24 protein-coding genes and 1 pseudogene are annotated in these 21,774 nt (G+C 40.4%); 10 read left to right on the top strand and 15 right to left on the bottom strand.

The features are described from left to right. Nucleotides 1-98: 98 nt before the first annotated feature. Complete coding sequence (locus V7K53_RS26085) at nucleotides 99-635, bottom strand: nucleotidyltransferase family protein (RefSeq protein ID WP_335200422.1); 537 nt, start codon at nucleotides 633-635, stop codon at nucleotides 99-101. Between the two features lie 194 nt (nucleotides 636-829). Between V7K53_RS26085 and V7K53_RS26080 the strand changes: the two genes are divergently transcribed. The 3 genes from V7K53_RS26080 (at nucleotide 830) to cobO (ending at nucleotide 3,711) form a co-directional block, all read left to right on the top strand. Beyond that, nucleotides 830-2,098 carry a plasmid pRiA4b ORF-3 family protein gene (locus V7K53_RS26080; RefSeq protein WP_335200421.1) on the top strand — a complete coding sequence of 423 codons (1,269 nt, stop codon included), beginning with the start codon at nucleotides 830-832 and terminating at the stop codon, nucleotides 2,096-2,098. A gap of 139 nt (nucleotides 2,099-2,237) precedes the next feature. Then, complete coding sequence (locus V7K53_RS26075) at nucleotides 2,238-2,693, top strand: GFA family protein (RefSeq protein WP_335200420.1); 456 nt, start codon at nucleotides 2,238-2,240, stop codon at nucleotides 2,691-2,693. 340 nt (nucleotides 2,694-3,033) lie between these two features. Next, nucleotides 3,034-3,711: a cob(I)yrinic acid a,c-diamide adenosyltransferase gene (cobO, locus tag V7K53_RS26070; protein WP_194043048.1), complete on the top strand. Its 678-nt coding sequence runs from the start codon at nucleotides 3,034-3,036 to the stop codon at nucleotides 3,709-3,711. 324 nt (nucleotides 3,712-4,035) lie between these two features. Here cobO and V7K53_RS26065 read toward each other — a convergent pair whose 3' ends face one another. Further along, the gene (locus V7K53_RS26065) at nucleotides 4,036-4,779 is read right to left on the bottom strand and encodes a peptidoglycan-binding domain-containing protein (RefSeq protein ID WP_335200419.1); all 744 of its coding nucleotides are present in this window, start codon (nucleotides 4,777-4,779) and stop codon (nucleotides 4,036-4,038) included. A 145-nt stretch (nucleotides 4,780-4,924) separates the two neighbouring features. Between V7K53_RS26065 and V7K53_RS26060 the strand changes: the two genes are divergently transcribed. Beyond that, complete coding sequence (locus V7K53_RS26060; protein WP_335200418.1) at nucleotides 4,925-5,080, top strand: hypothetical protein; 156 nt, start codon at nucleotides 4,925-4,927, stop codon at nucleotides 5,078-5,080. A gap of 46 nt (nucleotides 5,081-5,126) precedes the next feature. Here V7K53_RS26060 and V7K53_RS26055 read toward each other — a convergent pair whose 3' ends face one another. Together V7K53_RS26055 and V7K53_RS26050 are read right to left on the bottom strand one after the other, a co-directional pair. After that, complete coding sequence (locus V7K53_RS26055) at nucleotides 5,127-5,507, bottom strand: hypothetical protein (protein ID WP_335200417.1); 381 nt, start codon at nucleotides 5,505-5,507, stop codon at nucleotides 5,127-5,129. A gap of 68 nt (nucleotides 5,508-5,575) precedes the next feature. After that, nucleotides 5,576-6,142 (bottom strand): 2'-5' RNA ligase family protein, encoded by a 567-nt coding sequence (locus V7K53_RS26050; protein WP_335200416.1) that lies wholly within the window; start codon nucleotides 6,140-6,142, stop codon nucleotides 5,576-5,578. A 117-nt stretch (nucleotides 6,143-6,259) separates the two neighbouring features. Here V7K53_RS26050 and V7K53_RS26045 point away from each other — a divergent pair, with 117 nt between their 5' ends. From V7K53_RS26045 to V7K53_RS26035, 3 genes are all read left to right on the top strand, one after another. Next, nucleotides 6,260-6,595: a KGK domain-containing protein gene (locus V7K53_RS26045; RefSeq protein WP_335200415.1), complete on the top strand. Its 336-nt coding sequence runs from the start codon at nucleotides 6,260-6,262 to the stop codon at nucleotides 6,593-6,595. 514 nt (nucleotides 6,596-7,109) lie between these two features. Continuing rightward, entirely contained in the window at nucleotides 7,110-7,502 is a 393-nt protein-coding gene (locus V7K53_RS26040) for a carboxymuconolactone decarboxylase family protein (protein WP_335200414.1), read from the top strand. A 55-nt stretch (nucleotides 7,503-7,557) separates the two neighbouring features. Beyond that, the gene (locus tag V7K53_RS26035) at nucleotides 7,558-8,373 is read left to right on the top strand and encodes an alpha/beta fold hydrolase (RefSeq protein ID WP_335200413.1); all 816 of its coding nucleotides are present in this window, start codon (nucleotides 7,558-7,560) and stop codon (nucleotides 8,371-8,373) included. A gap of 3 nt (nucleotides 8,374-8,376) precedes the next feature. On the opposite strand, the gene V7K53_RS26030 is transcribed toward V7K53_RS26035, so the two are convergent. The 10 genes and pseudogenes from V7K53_RS26030 to V7K53_RS25995 form a co-directional block, all read right to left on the bottom strand. Next, entirely contained in the window at nucleotides 8,377-9,942 is a 1,566-nt protein-coding gene (locus tag V7K53_RS26030; protein WP_335200412.1) for a hydantoinase B/oxoprolinase family protein, read from the bottom strand. Between the two features lie 118 nt (nucleotides 9,943-10,060). Next, nucleotides 10,061-10,876 (bottom strand): TrmH family RNA methyltransferase, encoded by an 816-nt coding sequence (locus tag V7K53_RS26025; protein WP_335200411.1) that lies wholly within the window; start codon nucleotides 10,874-10,876, stop codon nucleotides 10,061-10,063. Between the two features lie 124 nt (nucleotides 10,877-11,000). Continuing rightward, nucleotides 11,001-11,828: a YwqG family protein gene (locus tag V7K53_RS26020; RefSeq protein WP_335200410.1), complete on the bottom strand. Its 828-nt coding sequence runs from the start codon at nucleotides 11,826-11,828 to the stop codon at nucleotides 11,001-11,003. A gap of 126 nt (nucleotides 11,829-11,954) precedes the next feature. Beyond that, nucleotides 11,955-14,045 (bottom strand): hydantoinase/oxoprolinase family protein, encoded by a 2,091-nt coding sequence (locus V7K53_RS26015; RefSeq protein ID WP_335200409.1) that lies wholly within the window; start codon nucleotides 14,043-14,045, stop codon nucleotides 11,955-11,957. Nucleotides 14,046-14,166: 121 nt separating this feature from the next. Beyond that, nucleotides 14,167-14,731, bottom strand: a pseudogene (locus tag V7K53_RS26010) (IS4-like element ISSysp3 family transposase); the annotation flags it as partial. Between the two features lie 648 nt (nucleotides 14,732-15,379). Beyond that, entirely contained in the window at nucleotides 15,380-15,733 is a 354-nt protein-coding gene (locus V7K53_RS26005; protein ID WP_335200408.1) for a transposase family protein, read from the bottom strand. Next, on the bottom strand, nucleotides 15,687-15,788 hold the full coding sequence (locus tag V7K53_RS34150) for a hypothetical protein (RefSeq protein WP_442940514.1): 102 nt from the start codon (nucleotides 15,786-15,788) through the stop codon (nucleotides 15,687-15,689). The genes V7K53_RS26005 and V7K53_RS34150 overlap by 47 nt, the downstream gene beginning before the upstream one ends. A gap of 213 nt (nucleotides 15,789-16,001) precedes the next feature. Continuing rightward, entirely contained in the window at nucleotides 16,002-16,055 is a 54-nt protein-coding gene (locus tag V7K53_RS34145; protein WP_442940513.1) for a hypothetical protein, read from the bottom strand. Nucleotides 16,056-16,075: 20 nt separating this feature from the next. Continuing rightward, complete coding sequence (locus tag V7K53_RS26000; protein ID WP_335200407.1) at nucleotides 16,076-16,216, bottom strand: hypothetical protein; 141 nt, start codon at nucleotides 16,214-16,216, stop codon at nucleotides 16,076-16,078. Nucleotides 16,217-16,336: 120 nt separating this feature from the next. Next, nucleotides 16,337-17,134, bottom strand: a complete 798-nt coding sequence (locus V7K53_RS25995; protein WP_335200406.1) for a hypothetical protein — start codon at nucleotides 17,132-17,134, stop codon at nucleotides 16,337-16,339. Between the two features lie 376 nt (nucleotides 17,135-17,510). Between V7K53_RS25995 and V7K53_RS25990 the strand changes: the two genes are divergently transcribed. Then, a complete protein-coding gene (locus V7K53_RS25990) occupies nucleotides 17,511-17,957 on the top strand; it encodes a TOBE domain-containing protein (RefSeq protein WP_292731254.1) in 447 nt (148 codons plus the stop codon). Nucleotides 17,958-18,126: 169 nt separating this feature from the next. On the opposite strand, the gene shc is transcribed toward V7K53_RS25990, so the two are convergent. After that, nucleotides 18,127-20,043, bottom strand: coding sequence for a squalene--hopene cyclase (gene shc / locus V7K53_RS25985; protein ID WP_335200405.1), 1,917 nt, complete (start codon nucleotides 20,041-20,043; stop codon nucleotides 18,127-18,129). A gap of 175 nt (nucleotides 20,044-20,218) precedes the next feature. On the opposite strand from shc, the gene V7K53_RS25980 reads away from it, so the two are divergent. Both V7K53_RS25980 and V7K53_RS25975 read left to right on the top strand, forming a co-directional pair. Then, nucleotides 20,219-21,430 carry a glycosyltransferase gene (locus tag V7K53_RS25980; RefSeq protein WP_335200500.1) on the top strand — a complete coding sequence of 404 codons (1,212 nt, stop codon included), beginning with the start codon at nucleotides 20,219-20,221 and terminating at the stop codon, nucleotides 21,428-21,430. A gap of 77 nt (nucleotides 21,431-21,507) precedes the next feature. Further along, nucleotides 21,508-21,651 carry a pentapeptide repeat-containing protein gene (locus V7K53_RS25975; RefSeq protein WP_335200404.1) on the top strand — a complete coding sequence of 48 codons (144 nt, stop codon included), beginning with the start codon at nucleotides 21,508-21,510 and terminating at the stop codon, nucleotides 21,649-21,651. Nucleotides 21,652-21,774 lie beyond the last annotated feature (123 nt).

Below are 21,774 nucleotides of genomic sequence, written 5' to 3'. Positions count from 1 at the left end.
AAATTATTAACATTGCGCTTCGGTATCCAAGGGTTGTAAATTAAAAAGCGATTATTTCCTTGTAATGGAAACTAGCGGCTAAAATCTGACTGTAACTTTTACGCCAACCGCAGATAAGGACACTTCTGTAAAAATCCAGATGCCTTATTATGGGCATCCAAATTATGAGTATGCGTTGGCGTAGGTCGAATTATGCCACCAAATAGGTCATCCAACCCGTAAGGTGTGAAAAATTGCCATTGTCCTTGAGCATTTAGTCGAACTCCCACAGCAGTAGCGGTGTGCAGCCAATCTGTGATGCCATCCTCTGTACTAGTATAAGGTCTGCTACCAAGACGCCAACGAGCAAAACTGGCTTGATTTTTGACATCAAACTTGTCATCAGGAAATTGTTCTGTGAGAGTAGCCTTTGCTGCTAGTTCCTGGGAACGGTTCCCCTCTATATCAAAGAATGCAATATCGAAATCTTTAATACCTAACCCACAGTCATTGCCAAAAATTGAAGACCAAACGGTGTTTCGGACTGCACCCCCGGCTAACCACCAGTTAGGTAGATTTAGTTGAGCGATCGCAGGTAATACTGTATTAATACGTGTATCAGCTAAAATCATCTGTAGGCGAGTGTTACTATTCATATCAAATTTCTGGGATTGTCAAGTAGAAGGTGAAAATATTATCATTCACATTTCATTAAACTTACGGTGTTGATAGTCCTGTTGTGACACTTGGCAGGTCAATGTTTATCAGGAGAAATTCTGTAGTAATAGTATAAATAAAACAGGTTACACAGAAGCTTAAATTGTGAATTTAGAATTTAGAATTTTTATTTATGGAAGATTTATTTGCGCGACTAGAACGCACACTCAATCCTGAACTGCCTTCTCTAACAGAGTCACAACAACAACTCCTCCAAGAACTCACTATTGATGAAAATCAACCCGGTACGGTTTTGCATGACTTTCAAACCCTAATAGATTTCTTACAACCAAACGGAGTGGAAGTTAGTAGTATTAATAACCTTCTACCGCTAAAAGTCTTATCAGAAGTTAATTCTCGGTTAAGTCACCCAATTGAAACTAAACTCAAACGCCCTGTACAGAAATCATACCCCTACATTAATGGACTATATCTGTTATTACGCAGTTCTGGAATAGCCCAAATTAGATCCCAAGGGAAGAAGCAGGTTTTAGTTTTAGATGCAGCAACTTTGCAATCATGGTCAAGCCTCAATCTAACAGAACGATATTTCAACTTATTAGAAGCTTGGTTGATTTGGGGAAATAACGAAGTTTTGGGTGAACATCAAGATTCATTAGGGAATTTATTTAGATGTATTCAACTTTGGCCCTGCGTCCCAGATAAAGGTTTAAATTTTTCTAAATATGAAGATCAAAACAATATTAGTTATTACCCTGGACTGCATAATGTTGCACTGTTAGAGTTATTTGGATTGTTATCTATCAAACATGGCAAACCACAAGAAGGCAAGGGGTGGCGCATTACTGGTTTACAACGCTTGCCCTTTGGTGATGCTCTGTTGCAATTACTTTTTCCACTGGGTATACGAGGAGAATTACAGGATGATGTGAATGTGACTTTTGGAAAATTGCAGTCATATTTCCAACCATTTTTTCCAGAATGGGAGCATAATTTACTTGTTCCCAAGCAAGGCTTCATTGATGGTATTTATATTTTCAAAGTATCCCTTTTTAAGGCTTGGCGACGCATTGCCATACCAGCAAAAAAACCATTAAGCTGGCTAGCAGAAATAATTCTCGATGCTTTTGACTTTGATTACGATCACCTGTACGAGTTTAGTTATAAAGACCATTTTGGTCGCATCATAAAAATCGGTCATGCCTACATGGAAACCCCCCCATTTGCCGACCAAGTGCAGATTGGTGATTTATCTCTAGAAACAGGTGGTAAAATGACCTATCTTTATGATTTTGGCGACAATTGGAAATTTGATGTGCAGTTAGAAGCTATTAATTCACCCGATCACAAAATCAAAAAACCTAAGATTTTAGAAGTTCACGGAAATGCACCTCAACAGTATTGGAGTGAGGATGATGAATCGGATGAATATGAAGAATGAGGAAGATTTAGGAAAGTGTAAATAATGAAAAGTTTATCGTAATTCTCATGTCTTCTGTTTGTGTCTATTAAAACCCGCTTTAAGATTGAGATAGTTTTAGTTACAATAAGGTGATACAAATTGTTAGGAGATAAAACCTGTGAGTCTTCCATATACTGGAGGTTGTCAATGTGGACAGATTCGTTATGAAATTAATGCCGAACCGTTAACACTTTACCTATGTCACTGTCAGGAGTGTCAAAAACAATCGTCTAGTGCCTTTGGTATGTCCCTTACAGTACTACGAGATGCTGTTGTAATTGTTCAGGGAAAACCGAAAGCTTGGACTCGGAAAAATGATAGCGGACGTGAGGTAAATAACCTATTCTGTGGTGACTGCGGAACGCGATTATTCCATGAAAGAACTTACAATCCAAATACTATCAATGTCAAAGCTGGAACCTTAGATGATACAAGTTGGTTACGCCCAGTGGGTAATATTTGGACACGCAGTGCCCAGTCATGGGTGATAATTTCAGACCAATTGCTCAACTATGACGGGCAACCAGAGGATACGCAGGCTTTATGGGAAAAATGGAAACAACAAGATCCATAAACGCATAACTCATGATATTAGACATCATACTTATGATACTTAAAGTATCTAATTCATTCCTGTACTAAAGAAGATAATAATAAAATTTTACTGGTAAAATGCTTTAATGAACATATTAGATTATTTAAAACAGTAATAGTAAACTCAAATTATAAGTTCAGCTTGTGTATCATATATAGTTCCACCTGTCTGCAAATCATTAATAAAGCTAACACACTATTAATATTTCACATGAAAGCTTACTGGACATTTCCAATCAAGTAATGTAAGTGAAATTGGATAAGTAAGGCGATTTTGGTTCATTTTCAACACTTTTAACAGTTATTTCTAGACAAGCTTGATGAAACACGATACACCAAAAGAATTGAACCCAGACCAAGAAATTGGGCGCTTAATTGATGAGGTAATGTCTTCATCTCTGACTGATGAACAGTACCGCAAAAAGATGCAGCGACGTAAAGAAGTGCAAGACAAGCGCATAGCAGAAGCTGTACCAGAAAAAGGGTTAATTATTGTAAATACTGGTAACGGTAAGGGTAAAACTACTGCCGCTTTGGGGATGGTGTTGCGATCGCTCGGTCATGGGTATAAAGTAGCGATCGTCCAATTCATCAAAGGTAGCTGGGAACCTTCCGAAAAAAGGGTTTTCAGTTATTGGGAAGACCAGATAGAATTTCACGCAATGGGCGAAGGTTTTACCTGGGAAACTCAAGACCGCGATCGCGATCTTGACAAAGCTAGCGCCGCCTGGGAAAAATCATTAGAATACATCCGCAACCCAGACTTTCATCTAGTGTTGTTAGACGAAATCAATATCGCCCTTAAAATGGCTTACTTACCAGTAGAAGACGTTTTAGCCGGTTTGGCACAAAAACCCGCTAACAAACATGTTATTCTCACAGGTAGAGGCGCACCACCTGCTTTAATTGAGCGCGCTGACTTAGTAACTGAAATGACCCTAGTTAAGCACCCTTTCCGCGATCAAGGTGTGAAAGCACAACCGGGAATTGAGTATTAAATCAGAATTCAGAACTCAAAACTCAGCATTGTTAAAAAACCAGGTTTCCGACTCAGCAGAGATCAGAAACCTGGTTTTTAATTCTCGTATGTCATACCAATTTGAAAAAAGAATGCAACACATAGATAATAGATATCACCAGCCCTGCCCTTACTAAGGGGTGCGCGTCAGCGCAGGTGGGCTTATTCTGTCTGTAAACATTTTTTGAATTGGTATTCAGATGTGGAAAAGCAGATTACGCCCATATACAGCAGATTTCAAGTTGGAGATACAAAGTTTTAGTTCTGAATTCTGAATTCTGAATTCTGCTGTACGTCCCATTTGTTACTTCTTATTCCAAAGACTTAAAAATGCTTGAGATATGGCTGGGGTAATCTGACTTTGTAAGTGATTTAGTGCATCACGATGGTTTGCATTATTGTCATCATAATAAGTAAAAAGATTCGTCAGCTTGACAATCTCAGGATTTTGATCGTTTGTCCCCCTCCATTTGTTAGTAACTTTGTGTAAAACGTCCTTGGGTAGATTTTGTTGTAAGTTATTTAACGCTGCAATGTAAGAAGGATTTTGAGGATTTTTTTTGAATTGAAAGCACAAATCTATCAGTTTTAGTTGTGACTGAGGCGGAGTCTGGGGTTTATCTGTGAGACTTGGTTGCTGTAGAATTTGCCGCTGTTCAATAGTAGCAATCCCATTTTCAGTTAAACCCTGAGATTTCTGAAATTTCTTGACTGCTGTATAAGTAGCTGGGCCATAAAAAGGCTTATCTGGAGGAATTTCGGCATTGGTTGCAAAACCGTGAAACTTCAATCTATTCTGAAGCCCTTTGACTGTTTCTTCCATGACAGTTCGAGTCTCTGCATCAGCATTACCATTAACCACAAGTTTTTGTGAATACTGTTTCTGAAACTTTTTAATGGCTTCTTCAGTAGGATCGTCTGTCAAAGAGTTGTTATTCCGCTTCCAGGGAGCAAATTTAGTCAGATCCGGCTTAGGATCGATCTCAGGAGCTAAATATCCCAATCCGATCAATATATGACGGATGACTTCAGGGCTACTAACGGCCATGCTTTTTGGTTCCTTTGCGATTAAACTACCATTTAATGTATCTTGTTTTACAAAAATTAGGTAAGTAGAAATAAATAAATCTAACATTTCTTATTTGCAAGGCGTTCCGAAGGTTAAGCGATGTGTGACGACAAGCTGCAACTTTTTGAGACGTTCGACGTATGCGACTACAGAAAGTGAAAAAGAAAGAGATGCGATCGCTTATTCTCAAATATTGACGATCGTACTACGCAATGTTTCCTTTATACTAGCTTGCAAGCGGCTCTCTGTAGTTGTGCGATCGCTCTTTGCTATTTTGTAAAAGAAAATTGCGATGTCTACGACTGATACTAATATTTGCATCTAAACTAACTACTTTCAGTTTTTTTACTTAGTTTATAAGGACTCCATCTATCTTCCCTTTTTTGTCCTTGGATAGTATCAATCTTGCCCAACAATCGCTCAATATCTTCAAACATTTTGAATATACTAAAAACAATGGGATCGTGACTGTAAAGATTTGTATCCATATAAAAGCTTACAAAAACTGTAAGATGCTTCCCTTGTTTGATGTTTAGTAAAACGTCAAAATCTTCGTGGGATATTTCTTGAGAAATATTTTTTATGTTAGTCGTTCCAACAATCGGTTTTTTGAGAATAATATCCCAGATTTGTTTGCATTTTCCGTCTGGTGTTTGCTTCGATTCTGCCCATTTATCCACGACAATATCATCAGCACTATACTTCATAAAATTTCCCTCGATCAAAAATTTCAGAAACCTTCACTATTTTGGCAAAAGGGAATTGCGATCGCTAGTTATTGCTTCTTCTTTCCTTGCTCAGTAGCAAAAAAAACAAACTCCGATTTAATATTCCAGCGCTTCCCGTCGTGAAGCAGCAAGGTTAATTTGTCAGCAGTAAACTCAAAATGCAACTGACGATTTTCAAATTCTGGCCAAGCAGCTTTAAAATTCTGCTTTGTTAAATCCCGAAATGCAACCGTTAAATGGGGTGCAAAAGGGCGGGTTTTAGAAACCTTGTCAACAATTCTCAAGTTGCTTTCTGTATAAGCCATTAAATCAGCTTGCAAAGTTAAAAGCTCTTGACTTCTGACGACGTTAATGTATATGACACGAGGTGCAAAGGCATCAAACCCTTTAAGTGTAATTGCTACTTGCTGTTGTTCACTGGCAAACTCCTTCAAGGATGCTTCTAACACTGGCAAGTTAGCATCTGCCCATTCAAAGGGCGGTTGCAGGGTAATATGAGGCGGAGACTTTAACGCTCCGCTACTAGTATAGCGGTCGGCAAAATACTGCTTAATCTCGTTGGCGTAGTCTTGAATATCTTGCGGTGGTAAAAGGGCGATAAAAAAACGGCTCATCTATCTATGATTAATTATTTTTGTTGCTTAGTAATTGGTGGTTAGTGGGAAAACTTAGGAAAAGCGGATCGAGTTGGCGCTTGATCCGCCATGTTGTTTACCGAAAGAGAAAATTAAATGAGCGATCAAATTTTTCTGTCCGATGAGGATGTTGTTTCTATGGCTCAGGATGCTAACTTGACTGGGGCTTCAACATCAACAGGTGAAGAATTGATGCAACGTTTGAAGTATTTAGTGTATAGAAACAGCAACTTACAAGAGGATAAGGCTTCAGACTGGCTTGTGAATGGTGCGAACTGTAAGCTTTTACTGGCTCAAGGTGGCGGCTGGCAGAAAGGTAAAATCCGAATTCGCTTTGAATTTGTTCCTGACAAGCCCACACCAACAAAACCCCTGATTCCCACGAACTCGGCATCTCCACTGGATGATCTGCGATCGCACCTAGTAGTCTAACATTCACAGATGCGTTGCTTCTGTTGTTTTAGTGAAATCTTCAGTAAATCGCTATAGTTCGTGTATATTGCTATTTATTCGCTACTCAAAAATAGTCATAACAAAAGCAGGATGTTGTTGTAACTGGAGTTAAGAAGCCAATGCCGCGGTTTGTAAAAATAGGAGTAAACCGCGTCATAACAAGCTTTTCATCCAATTCAGTCACATTCCTACTCATTTGCTACTCAATGCACTGTCTCTTATCAGATTTTTAGCGAAGGCACAATTTTATCTAACACCAACTGAGTGGTTTGAATATGAGTAACAAAATGGAGATTTTGACCAATGGATCAAAGTACCAGCAACGCAGCCAAACACCGATTCTGTTACACTTGTGGAAAGTACTGTAAAGAAGATGAGCAGTACTTTACTGAATCTGTACACTGCCTGTGGTGCTACACACTGCAAGATGTTATCAAGCAGAAGCGATTTTTCATAATCCCCACTCCTGTAAATTACTAGAGTGAATTAAAACATGACTAAGCTGATCGAATACGAAGAAGCCAGCGACGAAGTACGTGCAGTGTATGACGACATCCGGGTTACACGTCAGAATGACTACATCAATAACTTTTGGAAAGCTATAGCCAACCATCCCCCCACCCTGCAACGAACCTGGCAAGCATTAAAGGAAGTGATGGTTAGCCCTGGTGAGATCGATCCACTGATGCGCGAATTGATTTATATTGCTGTGAGTGTAACCAATGGCTGTGAGTATTGCATCGCCTCGCACACAGCGGCAGCGCGTGCCAAGGGTATGAATGATACTATGTTCGGGGAACTAATGGCGATCGCAGCTACTGCCAATATGACCAATCGCCTCGCCAATGGCTATCAGATTCCGGTGGACGAGAAATTCAAGACGTAGGAGTTTAGCCTTGTCTATCCCTACTTAAAAATAAGGTTTAGCAGAATTATTTACTATGCCCAAGGTTCAGATTAACGGGATTGATTTGTTCTACGACATTAAGGGAACGGGTGAGCCTTTGCTATTAATAGCTGGCTTTCTTTGCGATCATGCTTATTGGTCGCTGATTATGCCATCGCTGGTTTCGCAGTATCAAGTCATTCGCTTGGATAACAGAGGTATGGGGAGAAGTTCTGCTCCCGAAAACCCCTATAGTCTGAAACAAATGGCTAGTGACGTTGCAGCATTGCTCGATCGCATCGGCATCGATCGGGTGCATCTAGCAGGTCATTCAATGGGTAGTCAGATAGCCCAAGAGTTAGTGTTAGCACACCCTGAAAAAGTAAAAAGTCTGATGCTACTCTCATCTTTAGCAAAAGGTGATGCATTATTCAACAGCATCATCGAGACTTGGGGCGAACTTCCTAGTAATGTAGACCTAAAACTTTATGAAAAAGTCATATTGCCCTGGATATTTACAGATGCCTTCTACTCAATTCCTGACACGATCGAAGGTCTGATTGAATTTGCTATCAGATATCCTTTCCCACCTGCGACTCATTCACTTTATCATCACAGCCAAGCCATCCTTAGTAGTGACACAATAGACCGCCTCCAACAAATTCATTGTCCTACCTTAGTTATGGTTGGTAAACAAGATATTCTCACTCCGCTAAAGTTTTCCAAACAGCTTGCTCAAGGTATTCCCAATGCTGAACTTGTAGTCATCGAACGTGGTGGTCATGGCTTCTTAATTGAGTCGCCGGATGCTGTGGTTTCAGCCATGCTAAATTTTCTAGGGAAGTTGAAGCTAGCTTATAGCAATTTTTGATTTTTAAGAGAATTTACCAAAGCCACCGCCGCCAGGAGTTTCTATCACAAAAACATCCCCTGTTTTCATTTCTACTGTTGCTGTGCTGTCTAAATTCTCTTCAATTCCATTCTGACGTTGTATCCAGTTGCGTCCTACTTTTCCTGCTTTCCCACCATTTAATCCAAAGGGAGGAACAACCCGATGACCAGAGAGAATATTGGCTGTCATCGGTTCAAGAAATCGAATGCGGCGAACAACTCCATTACCACCGGAATATTTTCCTTTGCCACCGCTATCGGGACGAAGACTAAAGCTTTCTAAAAGTACAGGATAACGGGTTTCTAAAACTTCTGGATCGGTCAAACGAGAGTTAGTCATGTGAGAATGAACACCATCAGTACCATCAAAATTAATTCCTGCGCCAGAGCCGCCGCAGATAGTTTCATAATATTGATATTGTTCATTACCAAAAGTAAAATTATTCATCGTTCCTTGAGAAGCAGCCATAACACCCAAAGCGCCATATAATGCATCCACAATAGTTTGAGAAGTTTCGACATTACCCGCAACTACTGCGGCTGGATAGGTTGGGTTGAGCATACAGCCAACCGGGATAATAATTTCTAGAGGATTAAGACACCCGGCATTGAGAGGAATATTATCATCAACTAAAGTACGAAAGACATATAAGACTGCTGCTTGAGTTACAGCTTTGGGAGCATTAAAATTACTATTTAGTTGTAGAGAAGTTCCAGTAAAATCAATGGTAGCACTGCGATTTCTTGGGTGAATTGTTACTTTAACTTGAATTTGCGATCCATCGTCCATTTTATAAGTAAATGAGCCATCGTTGAGAACTGCGATCGCACGTCTAACAGATTCTTCAGCATTAGCTTGCACAAATGTCATATAAGCTTTAACAGTATCAAGCCCATATTGTAAAACCATTTTAGAAAGTTCTTGAACTCCCCGTTCGTTTGCGGCAATTTGTGCTTTGAAATCAGCTATATTTTGATCGGGGTTACGAGCAGGATAAGTATGATTTGAGATGTGTTTTCTGACTGCGGGTTCTTGAAAATTGCTCTCTTCAACCAAGAGAAAATTATCAAAAAGAATTCCTTCTTCTTCTACTGTGGTACTGTGGGGAGGCATTGAACCGGGAGTAATTCCACCAATATCTGCTTGGTGTCCGCGAGAAGCAACGAAAAAGATGGGCATTGGGCATGGATTATTTTCACTACTTTCTAAAAAAACTGGTGTAATTGCAGTGACATCAGGGAGGTGTGTACCGCCGTTATAGGGGTTATTAGATAGATAGACATTCCCCGGTTTTAGGGTGTCGCCTTTATCGTTAATTAAACTGCGGACACTTTCACTCATTGAGCCTAAATGTACGGGAATATGAGGGGCATTTGCTACTAATAATCCAGAAGAGTCAAAGATAGCGCAGGAGAAATCTAGCCTTTCTTTGATATTTACTGATGTTGCCGTGTTTTGAAGAACAATTCCCATTTGTTCGGCAATAAATTGATAGAGATTTTTAAATATTTCTAAGCGAACAGGATCGGGTTGAGATGTTGTGTGCATTTTTAATTCGTAGTTGTTTAAATTCAACGAAGTTACTTAACATTTGCTGATGTAAGTTGAGTTAAGCAAAGTGCAACCCAACACAAAACTTGATTGATGTTGGGTGTCACTTCACACATTATGTTCTTGACCTATAAACCTCATACATTAAGAGGCTACCTGCTACAGCAAGATTGAGAGAGTCAACCGCATCTACCATCGGAATCCGAACAAGATGCTGGCATAAGTTTCGCTGTTCTGGGGTTAGACCTTGGCGCTCCTCGCCCAGGAAAAGAAGAGTAGAATTGGGATAATTAAACTGATGCAATTCAGACATCCCATCTGGTGAAGCACCAATAACAGGACAGCTGTGGTTCTGTACCCAATGACGGAGCGCAGAAAAGCTTGTGCGTACAAACTTCTGGTTAAAGAGGGAACCCATAGATGCCCGAATCACATCGGGAGCAAAGGGATCTACGCTATCTTTAATAAAAATAAACCCACCACCGCCAACAGCTTCTGATGTACGAATCAAGGTTCCGAGGTTTCCTGGTGAGCGAACAGTTTCAAGAGCCACCCAGCACAAATCAGGTTGTGGCGAGATATCACGCAGCTTGAACCAGCGCTGACGAACAATTGCACCAACTCCAGAAGCACGTTCACTTTGAGAAACACGTCGAAACTGTTCGGGTGTCAGGCTGATGCAAGGAACACCAGAACGCCGAGATTGCCGAACTAGTTTCCGTGCTAAAGGCGCTGTGAGCAGTTTCTCACTAAATGCGATCGCTGAAATGTCAAAATTGTTGTCAATGACTTTTACAAAGTTACGCACGCCTTCGATGTAGAACAATCCAGAGGCGTCACGATGTGCGCGGTCAAATTGGAGCCTTTTAACTTCGGTTAGCGTAGCCTCAACATCTAACCGTTCATGGCTGGAACTATTAACACCAGCCATCCTCCTTGAGCAGAGCTACTTGGCTCTCTACATAAAAAACTTGAATTAGCATGAGATATTGCGGAAACTATACCGCAGACATCAACTTCACTGCCATCTATATTAGCATGGACTGTTTATATTTTTAACATTCCCAGTCATAGATAATATCGCTAAAGTCTAATTTTTTAAGGTCGTCTTTTAAAATGTGAAAATTACATACATCGGCTATCCAGTTAATACTTAACACATCATTAGATTCCCTAACCATTTGAAACAAAAGAATTTCTGGGTCTTGCTCAATTGCATATCGCAAAAATTCTGTCGTTTTTTCTTCTGTATGAACACCATAAATTAATTTTGTTCTAATATAATCTGGATAACCACCTATCTTACTACGCCAAGAATATGATAGCTTTATATACTCGTCAAATATTCCTTCATTAGTATCTAATAGGTCAAAATAATCATCCCCAACAATTTGATTGATGCCACTGTAACTTATTGGTGCATATTTTTGAGTAGAATTTAAACTACAACAGCCATCAATAAGATTTGTTTCTCTTTTAGGCAAAAAATTAAAGTTTGTGATTATATTTTCTACATTCAAGCCTGGTTCTTGAAAATATAAAACTCTAAATCCAGATTGGTCTGTTTGATTGTCATAGTTCAAACCATACGGGAATTCATAACTGATATAAAACTGCACAATACCCTGATTTGGGAAACCTTCCAATAGAGGTACTTCGGCAAAATTAATCTGTGCAATAAAAAATAAATAGTCACCTTCGGAACTTTTTGGATAATCAAAACCTTTTGGTAAATAAGGCAAACCACCAAATTTACTTTGCCACCAATCTACCCGGTCATTATTCTCAATTGTAATTTCAATAAAAGGCCGTATCGTCGCTTCAATTCTGTCTCGATAAGGTTCTAGTTCTGGAGGAATGGGAATGTACGGTTTATAATTCATATACTACTCATCAATATCAATATTTGACCAACTTTTGCTATGAGGATGTATACAAAAATTTTGAAATGCTAATTTATCGCAGTATACCATCATTCCTATTTAAGATTGACTTGCCGCCCTGATTGTTTACCTTCTAGATAAAATTAAATGATTGCGCTCAGTTAATCTTGCTTCCCAGTCAGGTTCAACTATAATCGTGCTAATTTTTTCGACAATAATCGCAGTTCCAATAATCGTATCTTCTGGTTCTAAATCTTCTCGTCGATAAACAGGTGTATTATGCCATTTATCAGCAGTAAACATCCTGACTATATCAATAGGTTTGGGGGCTTGCTCTAGAGAACGAATACGATTAATTAATGGTTCTTCAGGAGTATCCATCTTTTGAATCACTTCCACTGAGGCTGATTCGACAATTAAGGTTTTATCTAGTTGAATGAAACCATAGCGTGATTTATGTTCAGCCTCGAACTCTTGCCGCATCACTGCTACTTCATCGGCAAAATTAACGGTCAATGTAGAGTTAGTACCCTCATATTTTAAGTTTACTTTTTGGATTACTTCTACTTGACTATTGGGTTCATTTATTTCACTTATAGCTTGGGTTTCTAAATATTCCATTAAGTTCTGTAATTGAGTAATTAATGCTTGATTTAAAAGCTGTTCAACTCCTCCTTCTCTAATCGCCCTCACATCAGCTAATCCCATTCCATAAGCAGAGAGAACTCCAGCATAAGGATGTAAAAATATCTTTTTCATTCCCAAAGTATCAGCAATTAAACAAGCAACTTGCCCGCCTGCACCGCCAAAACAACACAGTACATATTGTGTAACATCATAACCTCGTTGCAAACTAATTTTTTTAATTGCATTTGCCATATTTTCTACTGCGATCGCAATAAATCCAGCGGCTACTTGTTCGGGAGTACAATCATTTAATGTAGCAGCTTGAATGTCTTGGGTTAATTGGGTAAATTTTTGAATAACAATATCTTTATCTAAAGGTAAATTGCCATCAATGCCAAAAACCGAGGGAAAATATTGTGGGTGAATTTTACCTAACATCACATTGGCATCAGTAACCGCTAATGGCCCGCCACGTCGATAACAAGCAGGTCCAGGATTTGAACCAGCAGATTTAGGGCCAACACGATAGCTAGAACCATCAAAAAAGAGAACTGAACCACCACCCGCAGCAATGGTATTAATTGCTAATACAGGAACTCGCATCCTCGCCCCAGCTATTTCTGAATCTAGTTGTCGTTCATACTCTCCTTTAAAGTGGGCAACATCTGTACTTGTCCCTCCCATGTCAAAGGTAATAACTAACTCGAAACCTGCTCTTTTACTAGTTTGGACTGCGCCAACAATACCGCCAGCTGGGCCGCTTAAAATACTATCTTTACCTTGAAATTGCTCGGCTGCGACTAAACCCCCGTCAGATTTCATAAACATTAATTTGACGCTGGGTAACTGACTTGCTACTTGGTTAACGTAGCGGCGCAGAATAGGAGTTAAATAAGCATCGACTACTGTTGTATCTCCACGACTAACCAACTTCATTAAAGGACTAACTCGATGGGATACGGATATTTGAGTAAAGCCGATTGTTTGGGCAAGCTGGGCTATTTGTTGTTCGTGTTCGGGATAGCGATCGCTGTGCATAAAAACAATAGCACAACTCCGAATCCCTGTATGGTAAACTGCTTGTAAGCCACTTTTTACTTGTTCAATATTTATAGGTATTAATTCATTTCCGTTAGCATCATAGCGCTCATCTATCTCAATCACCTGCTCATAAAGCACCGTTGGTAAAATTATATGACGGGCAAAGATGTTAGGACGGTTTTGGTAGCCAATTTGCAGCGCATCTTTAAACCCTTTGGTAATGAGAAGAACGACGCGATCGCCTTTCCTTTCTAACAGTGCATTTGTTGCTACTGTTGTTCCCATTTTTACCACTTCTATCGCTTCAGTAAAAATGGGTTCCTTGCTAGTAATACCCATGATATCTCGAATACCTTGGATAGCTGCATCTTGATATTGTTCGGGATTCTCTGAAAGTAGTTTGTAGACTATAATCCATTGCTGATTAGGCAGAGTCACAATTAAAAAACGTTCAGGATGTTTGGAAAGTCTATCGATAATTGCTTGATTATTAGTAACAGCAACAATATCTGTGAATGTACCACCACGGTCAGCAAAAACCTTCAACATTACTCTGTTTCCTGTATAATTATGAAAAATTACGAAATAGCTCTAAGAGGATGTTTGAAAAGTCGTGATTGATGTATCAAATATTTTTTTACCCCACCCTAACCCTCCCCGTATGTATTGGCTACCGTGTATACACAAGTCCACCCTGAGCGAGTTTCCAATCTAAAAAGATAGATTCAAATTGCCGTAAACCTCGAACAAGAGTAGGCATTCCCGGAGGTTGTTGAGAGAGATATCCAGACCATCCACCCAAACGAGCGATGACCCAAGTAGCCCAAGGCAAACAACCTTGTGGATAAGAATTTTGCAGTTTTTGGGTATCACCTTCAACAGAAGATTGAATCACAGATAAGCATTGCTGCTGCTCAACACCAAAGATAAGCGCGGCAGAAAGCTGAGTATTGTCACGCCCTTCAACCATTTGTAAGGTTCGGACGGCTACGGACAAAGCCAGGATTGTCAGGCGTTGAATAGCCAGAACAGACTCTAACTGAGTCGCTTCTAAATTCAAGGAAAGCTGTTTTGAGGGTGGCAAAAAGTTGTTCAATCTTCCATCGCCATCCATACCACTGAATGACTCGTAGTGCCTGTTCCAAGCAAACAACAACGCGAGTTGTCAGCAATCGCCAATGAATCGGTTCTTGTCCTGGGGGAGGTTGGACTTCTTGGGCTTCTACGGCAGAAAGTGTAAGATAATACCTGAAAGCGTGCTTGATCTAGACGATCATACATAACCAAATCTTGGCAGATGACGTTTAACTCGTCTTTCACAATGTCTCGGAACTGCTCAATGCCAATTTCTTGGGATGGGGGTTGAGCAGTCGGCGCGTTATTTAGAAGTCTGTCTATGTTCATCAGTGAGAGGTTAAGATAATTGCAAATTTGTCAAGAGGGTGCAGGAAAAGGCGATAAATCAAGCTTGGAGACTGCCTTTCGCAGCGCTTTACCTACTCCTAAGTCTTGATTCTCTGGGGCAGCGAAGTACTTAATCGGGTCATCCGCTTTGCCTTTGTCATTTGCGACACTAAAAATGTAAGAATAACTTACCCGAACGGTTTGGGGACTTCCGAGTGGTACATACGCGGTTCAGTCGCTGGACAAAAAGTGGGGTGTTTTTTGTGTCTACACAATGATTAGTTTAAGTTCTCCACCTTTCTTATCTTTAAATCAAGCTCATCAATTTTAATCCAGCTTTCCTTTTATCAACTTTTGCAAGAGTTACTGACTCTATTTTCGGTAACTCTACTTTTTTACAGTATTTTTTATACCGATTTGTTTTTTAGCAAACTCTGATTTGATTTTTAACTTTCTACCCCTCCAGTTTTGCTCTTGAATCAAAAACTAGCCCCAAAATTCCTTACCATTTCTTTTGTGACAGTTCTGGGTGCGGAATGTGGGCTATAAGTAAGGGACAAAATTTTAAATACCTTCAGCAACAGAAGTACATGCTCACCTAAAACTCTAATTTCCGCTAATTCTTGATTACTCTTTTTATCTTCATAAGTTAACTTACCTCCTATGGGCTTTTTCTTGAGTATGCGACTATTGGAATGTAATTTTTGAATACCTTGATAACCTTTATCTCCCAAGCATTCTATGTCTTCTCTCAACCTAAGCTTACTGTTTTTAAATATACGAAAATCAACTGTTTTTAAATATACGAAAATCATGCTCTCTACCTTTGCCATGAGCAGTACAGATGATTTGACCATTCGCTTGGTCTACCACTACTTGTGACTTCAGTGTATGCTGTTTATTTTTACCACTGTAGAACTTTTTTTGTTTTTTTTAGGGCGTTCAATCGGACTTTCTGTAACATCAACTACCACGACCTCTAACTGATTATTAGATGTAGCGAGTTTTTTCTTACCTGGAAGCGTGAAAGCCCTGGATTTAGTCAGTGTATCTTCTATTTTTCGGATAATTCGGTAAGCCGTAGACTCCTTTACTCCCTGCTTATTGACCTATATGAAAGTAGGTACGGTACTCTCTCCAGTATTCCAATGTCATCAACAATTGGTCTTCTAAGCTTAATTTACCCGGCCGTCCTGTTTTCTGTTTTGGCTGTGCGATCGCACTACCTCTACCATCTCATTAAAAGTATCTGGACGTACGCCACACAAGCGTTTAAAGTCCTCTGACTTCAGGCTCTTTACTTGTTCGTAGGTCATAGATGCTACCTAACTCTAACCTACTTGTCCCACGCATTTAGGACTTTTGCAAGAGGTCTATTTATCAACTCGAGCGGATTTAATCGGCTGGTTCAATAGTGTTAGAGAAAGCTGACCACTTTACTCAACTTCCTCACAATGAATTAACAGCTTTTCCATCGCTTCTGCTAGAGAAATCAATTCTGTCCAAGAGGAACCGCTAACTAAACTTTGGGCGTGAGCTAATCGGTTTCGCAACTGTTCAGCAGACTTGAGGAAACGTTCGCCAAACCGTTTTGATTTTAATCCTAGTTGCTGGAGAAGTTCTGGTTGATTTAAAATCAACTCTCGCTTATCACAGAATTGCAGATAATCTAACAAATCCGTGGCTTCGTTTCTTTCCTGACTCTCTCGCCATAGTCTTTGAGTAACTTCTAAGCGCTCAGGTTTAAGGACTTTTTGCCACGAATCTTGAGGATAGTAAATCCGCACCAGCCGCAGCAAATTCATTTCTAGTAGCGTTACTAAGCCAAACAGTAGCATTCGCACGGGTGCTTTCTGCAAATCACCACAGGTAACAATACCACTTACCTGATTGCAATCCAAAACAAACAATCGCGGAGTTTGCTGCAAAATGGGTAGCAACTTTATCAGTGGGGTGGAAATAGCAATTAGTTCTTTGGGATGAAACACCCGTTGATAGTCGCTACATTTACCTTTTTTGCCTGGGATCAAACTAGAGCGTTCTACATAACCGCTAATAATATCTCCCGTCTCAACGCCGATAACATCAAAATTTTGTGCCTGCATCCAATGCAGCACTTCTTTAGCCTCCGCATCAGCTGGCATAGCTTGCAGGGGTTCTGCCACGTATTCAATGGTGATATTGTTCTCAAATAAACTCCGCAAGTCTTGAGAACGCGATTTTAGGTGTTTCATCCCCCGGCTGTGAACTCACGTTAAATAATCCTACGGCACTCACGCGATGTCTGCGACGGGCTACGCCTACGCTAGTGGAATTTTCTGTTAGATTATCCTTGCGTAAGCGTAGCTATCCCAACAAATACCATAAACCAATGCTATACCATCTTAGTTGGTATAAATTTAGTGATGATTTAGACAATTTCAAGTAACAAAATATTTCGCATCTAGAAAAAAATAAATATATATGTAGTTAACTATATGAGAATAGTTGATTAGTTTGCGATGAAAATGCCGAAAATACCGACAAAAAAATGTTATTACTAAAACGACGTATCGAATTGATGCTTGGTAGAATTTTACCAAGATAACCAAAATTGATAATAATATTATTATGCCAAGAAAAGAACAAGGATGGGTTACATTTCAAACCTCAGAGGACGAACGGAAGATTCTAGAGGAGTTCTGCGAACAGTCTCAACGCACTAAGACAGAGATTTTGCGGGAACTCGTGCGTAGTCTCACTCAGCAGTCTTCAACACCAATATCACCAGCAACTCAGCAAGAAAAACAGGAAGATATCTATTACACTCAAAAGCCTGATATAGAAAGTAGTATTCAAAAGAAATCACTAAAAGTTAGCTCTCGCAATATTCTTAAAGGTGTGGTTAAACGAGTTGTTTATGGAGCAGTTAATAGTGAGGTTACTTTGGAGATCATTCACAAAGTAGAATTAACTTCTATTATCACCAGAGCTTCCGCAGAAGAGTTGGAATTATCTGAGGGAAAAGAAGCTTATGCAGTTATTAAATCTAACGATATTGTCATTGCTAGAGAATAGAAATACGTTGATTTTGGACGTTAGATATTAAGAGAATAAACTTTCTTCACTAAGATTTTGAAGAATTGAGTATATATAGTTGATGCGATCGCTTATGTAATAGCTGTTTTCGTATAAATGGAATACACGATAAGGTAGCATAGGTGTGCTACCTTACTGAAAACGAATATTAACCTTCTTTAATCGCTGCTTGATAGCGACCTAGTGCAATTAAAGGAAAGTATTGTTGATACAGATGATACTTGAGATAAAAATGGCAAGGGAAGCCAGTACCTGTAAAGTCTGCCTCAAACCAAGTACCATCTGGCTTTTGAGTTGCCACCAGATAGCCAATTCCTCGCTCGATCGCACCAAGAGCTAATTTACTAGTAGCTTCACCTGCTGCTATCAACCCTATTATTGCCCAAGCAGTTTGAGATGCAGTACTATTTCCTTTTCCTTTGAGACTGGGATCGTTGTAGCTGCGGCAAGTCTCGCCCCAACCACCATCTGGGTTTTGACATCCAACTAACCAAGTTGCTCCCCGTTCTATACTGAGTTTATGCCTTTGAGGATCGATTAACGCTAAGGCTGATAAAACGCCACTGGTGCCGTAGATATAATTTACACCCCAACGACCAAACCAACAGCCTTCGGTTTCTTGTGCCTGCAAAAGATAAGTAAGCGATCGCTCCAAATTATCATTATTAATTGTCAAGTCACAAGCACCAAGCATTTCTAGTACCCTAGCCGTAACATCAGCGGTGTTTGGATCGATCATCGCTTTCATGTCGCCATAGGGAATTGAGTTAAGCCAATCTCGATCGTTATCCAAATCAAACGCAGCCCAACCGCCTGGTTTACATTGCATAGATGCAATCCAGTTTAAGGCACGAGCGATCGCAGCCTGCTTGATTTTTTCATTGGGGAGTTTTGCCAAATGTAGTGCCATCACTACCACCGCCGAGTCGTCTACATCGGGATAAAAGCGATTCTCAAACTCAAACGCCCAAGCCCCTGGTTTTCCTTGGCGATTTTTGACAGCCCAATCTCCGTAATCTAAAATTTGTTTTTGCAACAACCATTCTCCAGCCTTGACTACAGCTGGATGATCTGGTGCAAAGCCAGATTCTACTAAAGCACGCATCGCCCAAGCTGTATCCCAAACGGGTGAAATACAAGGTTGAACTCGGTAACTATTTTCTGTTTCAATTACAAAGTTATCAATTGCTTGCAAACCTCTTTCCACAATCGGGTCATTTGGGTCATAATCCAGACACCGCAAAGCTAGCATTGAATTCAACATCGCCGGAATAATGCCGCCCCAGTCACCTGTAGCTTCTTGGCGCTCTAAAATCCATTTCTCGGCGGCTTTGATGCCTTCTTGACGAAAGGGTACTAAATTCAGACTTTCTGCCAACTTGAATCCTTGATCGAGGGTGAGGAATAAATCTGTCCAATCACCACTTTGGGGTAATTCCCACTGGACTCGATCGACACCTTCAGCGTATAGCTCATCTAGGTTGATCGTTGGGTTAGTTATAAAAACAGGTTTGCGATCGCATACAATCAGCAACGGTACAGTACTAGAACGCGCCCAGCTAGACATTTCGTATATATTAACTGGGAAAGCTTTAGGCAACAGCATTATCCAAGGTGGTAGCGAGGGAATACCGCGCCAGTTGTAGCAGCCAATCAAGGCAAGGTGTAACTTGGTAAAAATCCGAGTTTTGCTGATACCACCGCGTTGGAGAATAAACTTTCGCGCCCGAATCATCGCTGGATCGGTTGCTGGTACGCCTAGCAATCTTAGCGCCATGTAGGCTTCAACTGAGGTGCTAAGTTCTCCGCCATCACCATAGTAAAGTTCCCAACCGCCATGCTGTCGTTGCTGTTGACGCAAATATGCTGCAACTTTGTGCAAAGGTCTGGTTTGGTCTGTTCCCCAAATCTTATGTAGAAGTACGACTTCAGCAGTGATGGTGACATTAGATTCTAACTCTGCCCACCAATAACCTGCCGGATTTTGAATTGAAAGCAGATATTCTTGGCTAGCTGCGATCGCATCTGCGACTTGATTGACTTTTACCCTGTCTTGTGTTTGCATCAAATCCTATTTAACCTCAACACCCAACCTAGTTATGAACGCGACACTACAGTGAAAAATTTTTTCCTCTATTCAGTAGACATAGTATTGTGTCTGAGTCACTGAAAATTTGCAATAGGTCATTCTTTTTTTTAATTTTTAATTTTGAATTTTGAATTGGAGCGAAGCGACGGTCATGGATGTAATTGTATTAGGATTGATGCTCTTATCCTTGACAATTTGGTTAGGATTACTGTGTTTTTGGGGACAGTTTTGGCGGACAGACGAGCAATTAGAGGTTACAGAAAATCAGCTACAATCTTTACCTGCGGTTTGTGCCGTGGTTCCAGCCCGTAACGAAGCTGAGTTAATACCAACTAGTTTGCGATCGCTCCTACTTCAAGATTATCCTGGTTCTTTCAACGTGTTTTTGGTAGACGATCGCAGCACAGATCGGACAGCAAATTTTGCTGAAGGGGTTGCACACGCTGTAGGTAAACCCCAGCAATTGCATATTATCTCTGGCGTTTCACTACCTCCTGGTTGGTCGGGGAAACTTTGGGCAGTTGAGCAAGGCATAAAGAGCGCGAGTTTATTTGCACCCGATTATTTTTTGCTGACTGACGCAGATATCAAACACGATCCTGGTAATCTCCGCCGACTCGTTGCTAAGGCTGTGCAGGAAGATTTAGACTTGGTTTCGGTAATGGTGCGACTCAGATGTGAGAGCTTTTGGGAAAAACTTTTGATTCCAGCTTTCGTCTTTTTCTTCCAAAAACTCTATCCTTTTCGCTGGGTGAATAATCCTAACAATCCTACCGCCGCCGCCGCTGGGGGATCTATTCTGATTAGCCGTGAAGCTTTAGAGCGAATCGGGGGTATTCAAGTGATTCGCCAAGCTTTAATTGACGATTGCGCCCTTGCTCAGGCTGTTAAGAAAAGTGGGGGACAAGGGGACAGGGAGAATAACCCAATGCCCAGTCAAGGTCGTATCTGGCTAGGATTGAGTAGCTTGACTCGTAGTTTGCGCCCTTATGACTCGCTGGCGACGATTTGGGATATGGTTGCTCGTACTGCCTATACCCAACTGAATTATTCTCCATTACTACTATTGGGAACTTTGGTAGGAATGCCTCTGATTTATCTAGTTCCACCTGTGTGTGTAATTCTGGGTGCAGTTTGGAGCAATTGGGCGATCGCATTTACAGGTTTATTAGGATGGCTATTAATGACTTTCGCTTACTACCCGACGATCCGCTTTTATAAATGTTCTGTCTGGTTCGCTTTTAGTTTACCTGCGATCGCTTTTCTCTATACCCTGATGACTCTAGACTCAGCACTCCGTCACTGGCAAGGGCGCGGCGGCGCTTGGAAAGGAAGAGTTTATCCCAACCCAGATAATTTATAGTTTACTAAATTGCGTATTGCTCTGGGAGCAAAATTGGACTTTATCTTATATGTGTTGGTTAATGCGGAGGTGTATAGATGAGGATAACTGTTGAGGAGTTGTTGCAGCGTTATGCTGCTGGGGAAAGAGATTTTATTGGGGTTGATTTGAGAGATGCTGAATTGAGAGGTATTAATCTGAGTCGAGCTAACCTGAGTGGTGCTATGACGGTTACAGGATAAACATGAAAGTGCCAAATTCTTAGCAGTAGTTTCACCCCCCATGTTTGACGGCAATAATATGGTCTACTTCATGGTATAAATAGAAAAACTTTGATGGATTTGGCAATATTCACAGCGTGCTGA

This window comes from Nostoc sp. (assembly GCF_036917355.1).
Taxonomy (GTDB): Bacteria; Cyanobacteriota; Cyanobacteriia; order Cyanobacteriales; family Nostocaceae; genus Nostoc.
Note: the sequence above shows the minus strand (reverse complement) of the source record. Positions and strands in the feature narration are given on the sequence as shown.

What these genes read in the sequence shown, in the direction of transcription:
- V7K53_RS26055 (WP_335200417.1), bottom strand. Translation starts at nt 5,507, where the DNA reads ATGAAGTATAGTGCTGATGATATTGTCGTGGATAAATGGGCAGAATCG.
- V7K53_RS25995 (WP_335200406.1), bottom strand. Translation starts at nt 17,134, where the DNA reads ATGAAACACCTAAAATCGCGTTCTCAAGACTTGCGGAGTTTATTTGAG.
- V7K53_RS26030 (WP_335200412.1), bottom strand. Translation starts at nt 9,942, where the DNA reads ATGCACACAACATCTCAACCCGATCCTGTTCGCTTAGAAATATTTAAA.
- V7K53_RS26040 (WP_335200414.1), top strand. Translation starts at nt 7,110, where the DNA reads ATGACTAAGCTGATCGAATACGAAGAAGCCAGCGACGAAGTACGTGCA.
- V7K53_RS26015 (WP_335200409.1), bottom strand. Translation starts at nt 14,045, where the DNA reads ATGTTGAAGGTTTTTGCTGACCGTGGTGGTACATTCACAGATATTGTT.
- V7K53_RS26005 (WP_335200408.1), bottom strand. Translation starts at nt 15,733, where the DNA reads ATGGCAAAGGTAGAGAGCATGATTTTCGTATATTTAAAAACAGTTGAT.
- V7K53_RS26050 (WP_335200416.1), bottom strand. Translation starts at nt 6,142, where the DNA reads ATGAGCCGTTTTTTTATCGCCCTTTTACCACCGCAAGATATTCAAGAC.
- shc (WP_335200405.1), bottom strand. Translation starts at nt 20,043, where the DNA reads ATGCAAACACAAGACAGGGTAAAAGTCAATCAAGTCGCAGATGCGATC.
- V7K53_RS26045 (WP_335200415.1), top strand. Translation starts at nt 6,260, where the DNA reads ATGAGCGATCAAATTTTTCTGTCCGATGAGGATGTTGTTTCTATGGCT.
- cobO (WP_194043048.1), top strand. Translation starts at nt 3,034, where the DNA reads ATGAAACACGATACACCAAAAGAATTGAACCCAGACCAAGAAATTGGG.
- V7K53_RS26080 (WP_335200421.1), top strand. Translation starts at nt 830, where the DNA reads ATGGAAGATTTATTTGCGCGACTAGAACGCACACTCAATCCTGAACTG.
- V7K53_RS25990 (WP_292731254.1), top strand. Translation starts at nt 17,511, where the DNA reads ATGCCAAGAAAAGAACAAGGATGGGTTACATTTCAAACCTCAGAGGAC.
- V7K53_RS26035 (WP_335200413.1), top strand. Translation starts at nt 7,558, where the DNA reads ATGCCCAAGGTTCAGATTAACGGGATTGATTTGTTCTACGACATTAAG.
- V7K53_RS25980 (WP_335200500.1), top strand. Translation starts at nt 20,219, where the DNA reads ATGGATGTAATTGTATTAGGATTGATGCTCTTATCCTTGACAATTTGG.
- V7K53_RS26025 (WP_335200411.1), bottom strand. Translation starts at nt 10,876, where the DNA reads ATGGCTGGTGTTAATAGTTCCAGCCATGAACGGTTAGATGTTGAGGCT.
- V7K53_RS26000 (WP_335200407.1), bottom strand. Translation starts at nt 16,216, where the DNA reads ATGACCTACGAACAAGTAAAGAGCCTGAAGTCAGAGGACTTTAAACGC.
- V7K53_RS26085 (WP_335200422.1), bottom strand. Translation starts at nt 635, where the DNA reads ATGAATAGTAACACTCGCCTACAGATGATTTTAGCTGATACACGTATT.
- V7K53_RS25975 (WP_335200404.1), top strand. Translation starts at nt 21,508, where the DNA reads ATGAGGATAACTGTTGAGGAGTTGTTGCAGCGTTATGCTGCTGGGGAA.
- V7K53_RS26065 (WP_335200419.1), bottom strand. Translation starts at nt 4,779, where the DNA reads ATGGCCGTTAGTAGCCCTGAAGTCATCCGTCATATATTGATCGGATTG.
- V7K53_RS26020 (WP_335200410.1), bottom strand. Translation starts at nt 11,828, where the DNA reads ATGAATTATAAACCGTACATTCCCATTCCTCCAGAACTAGAACCTTAT.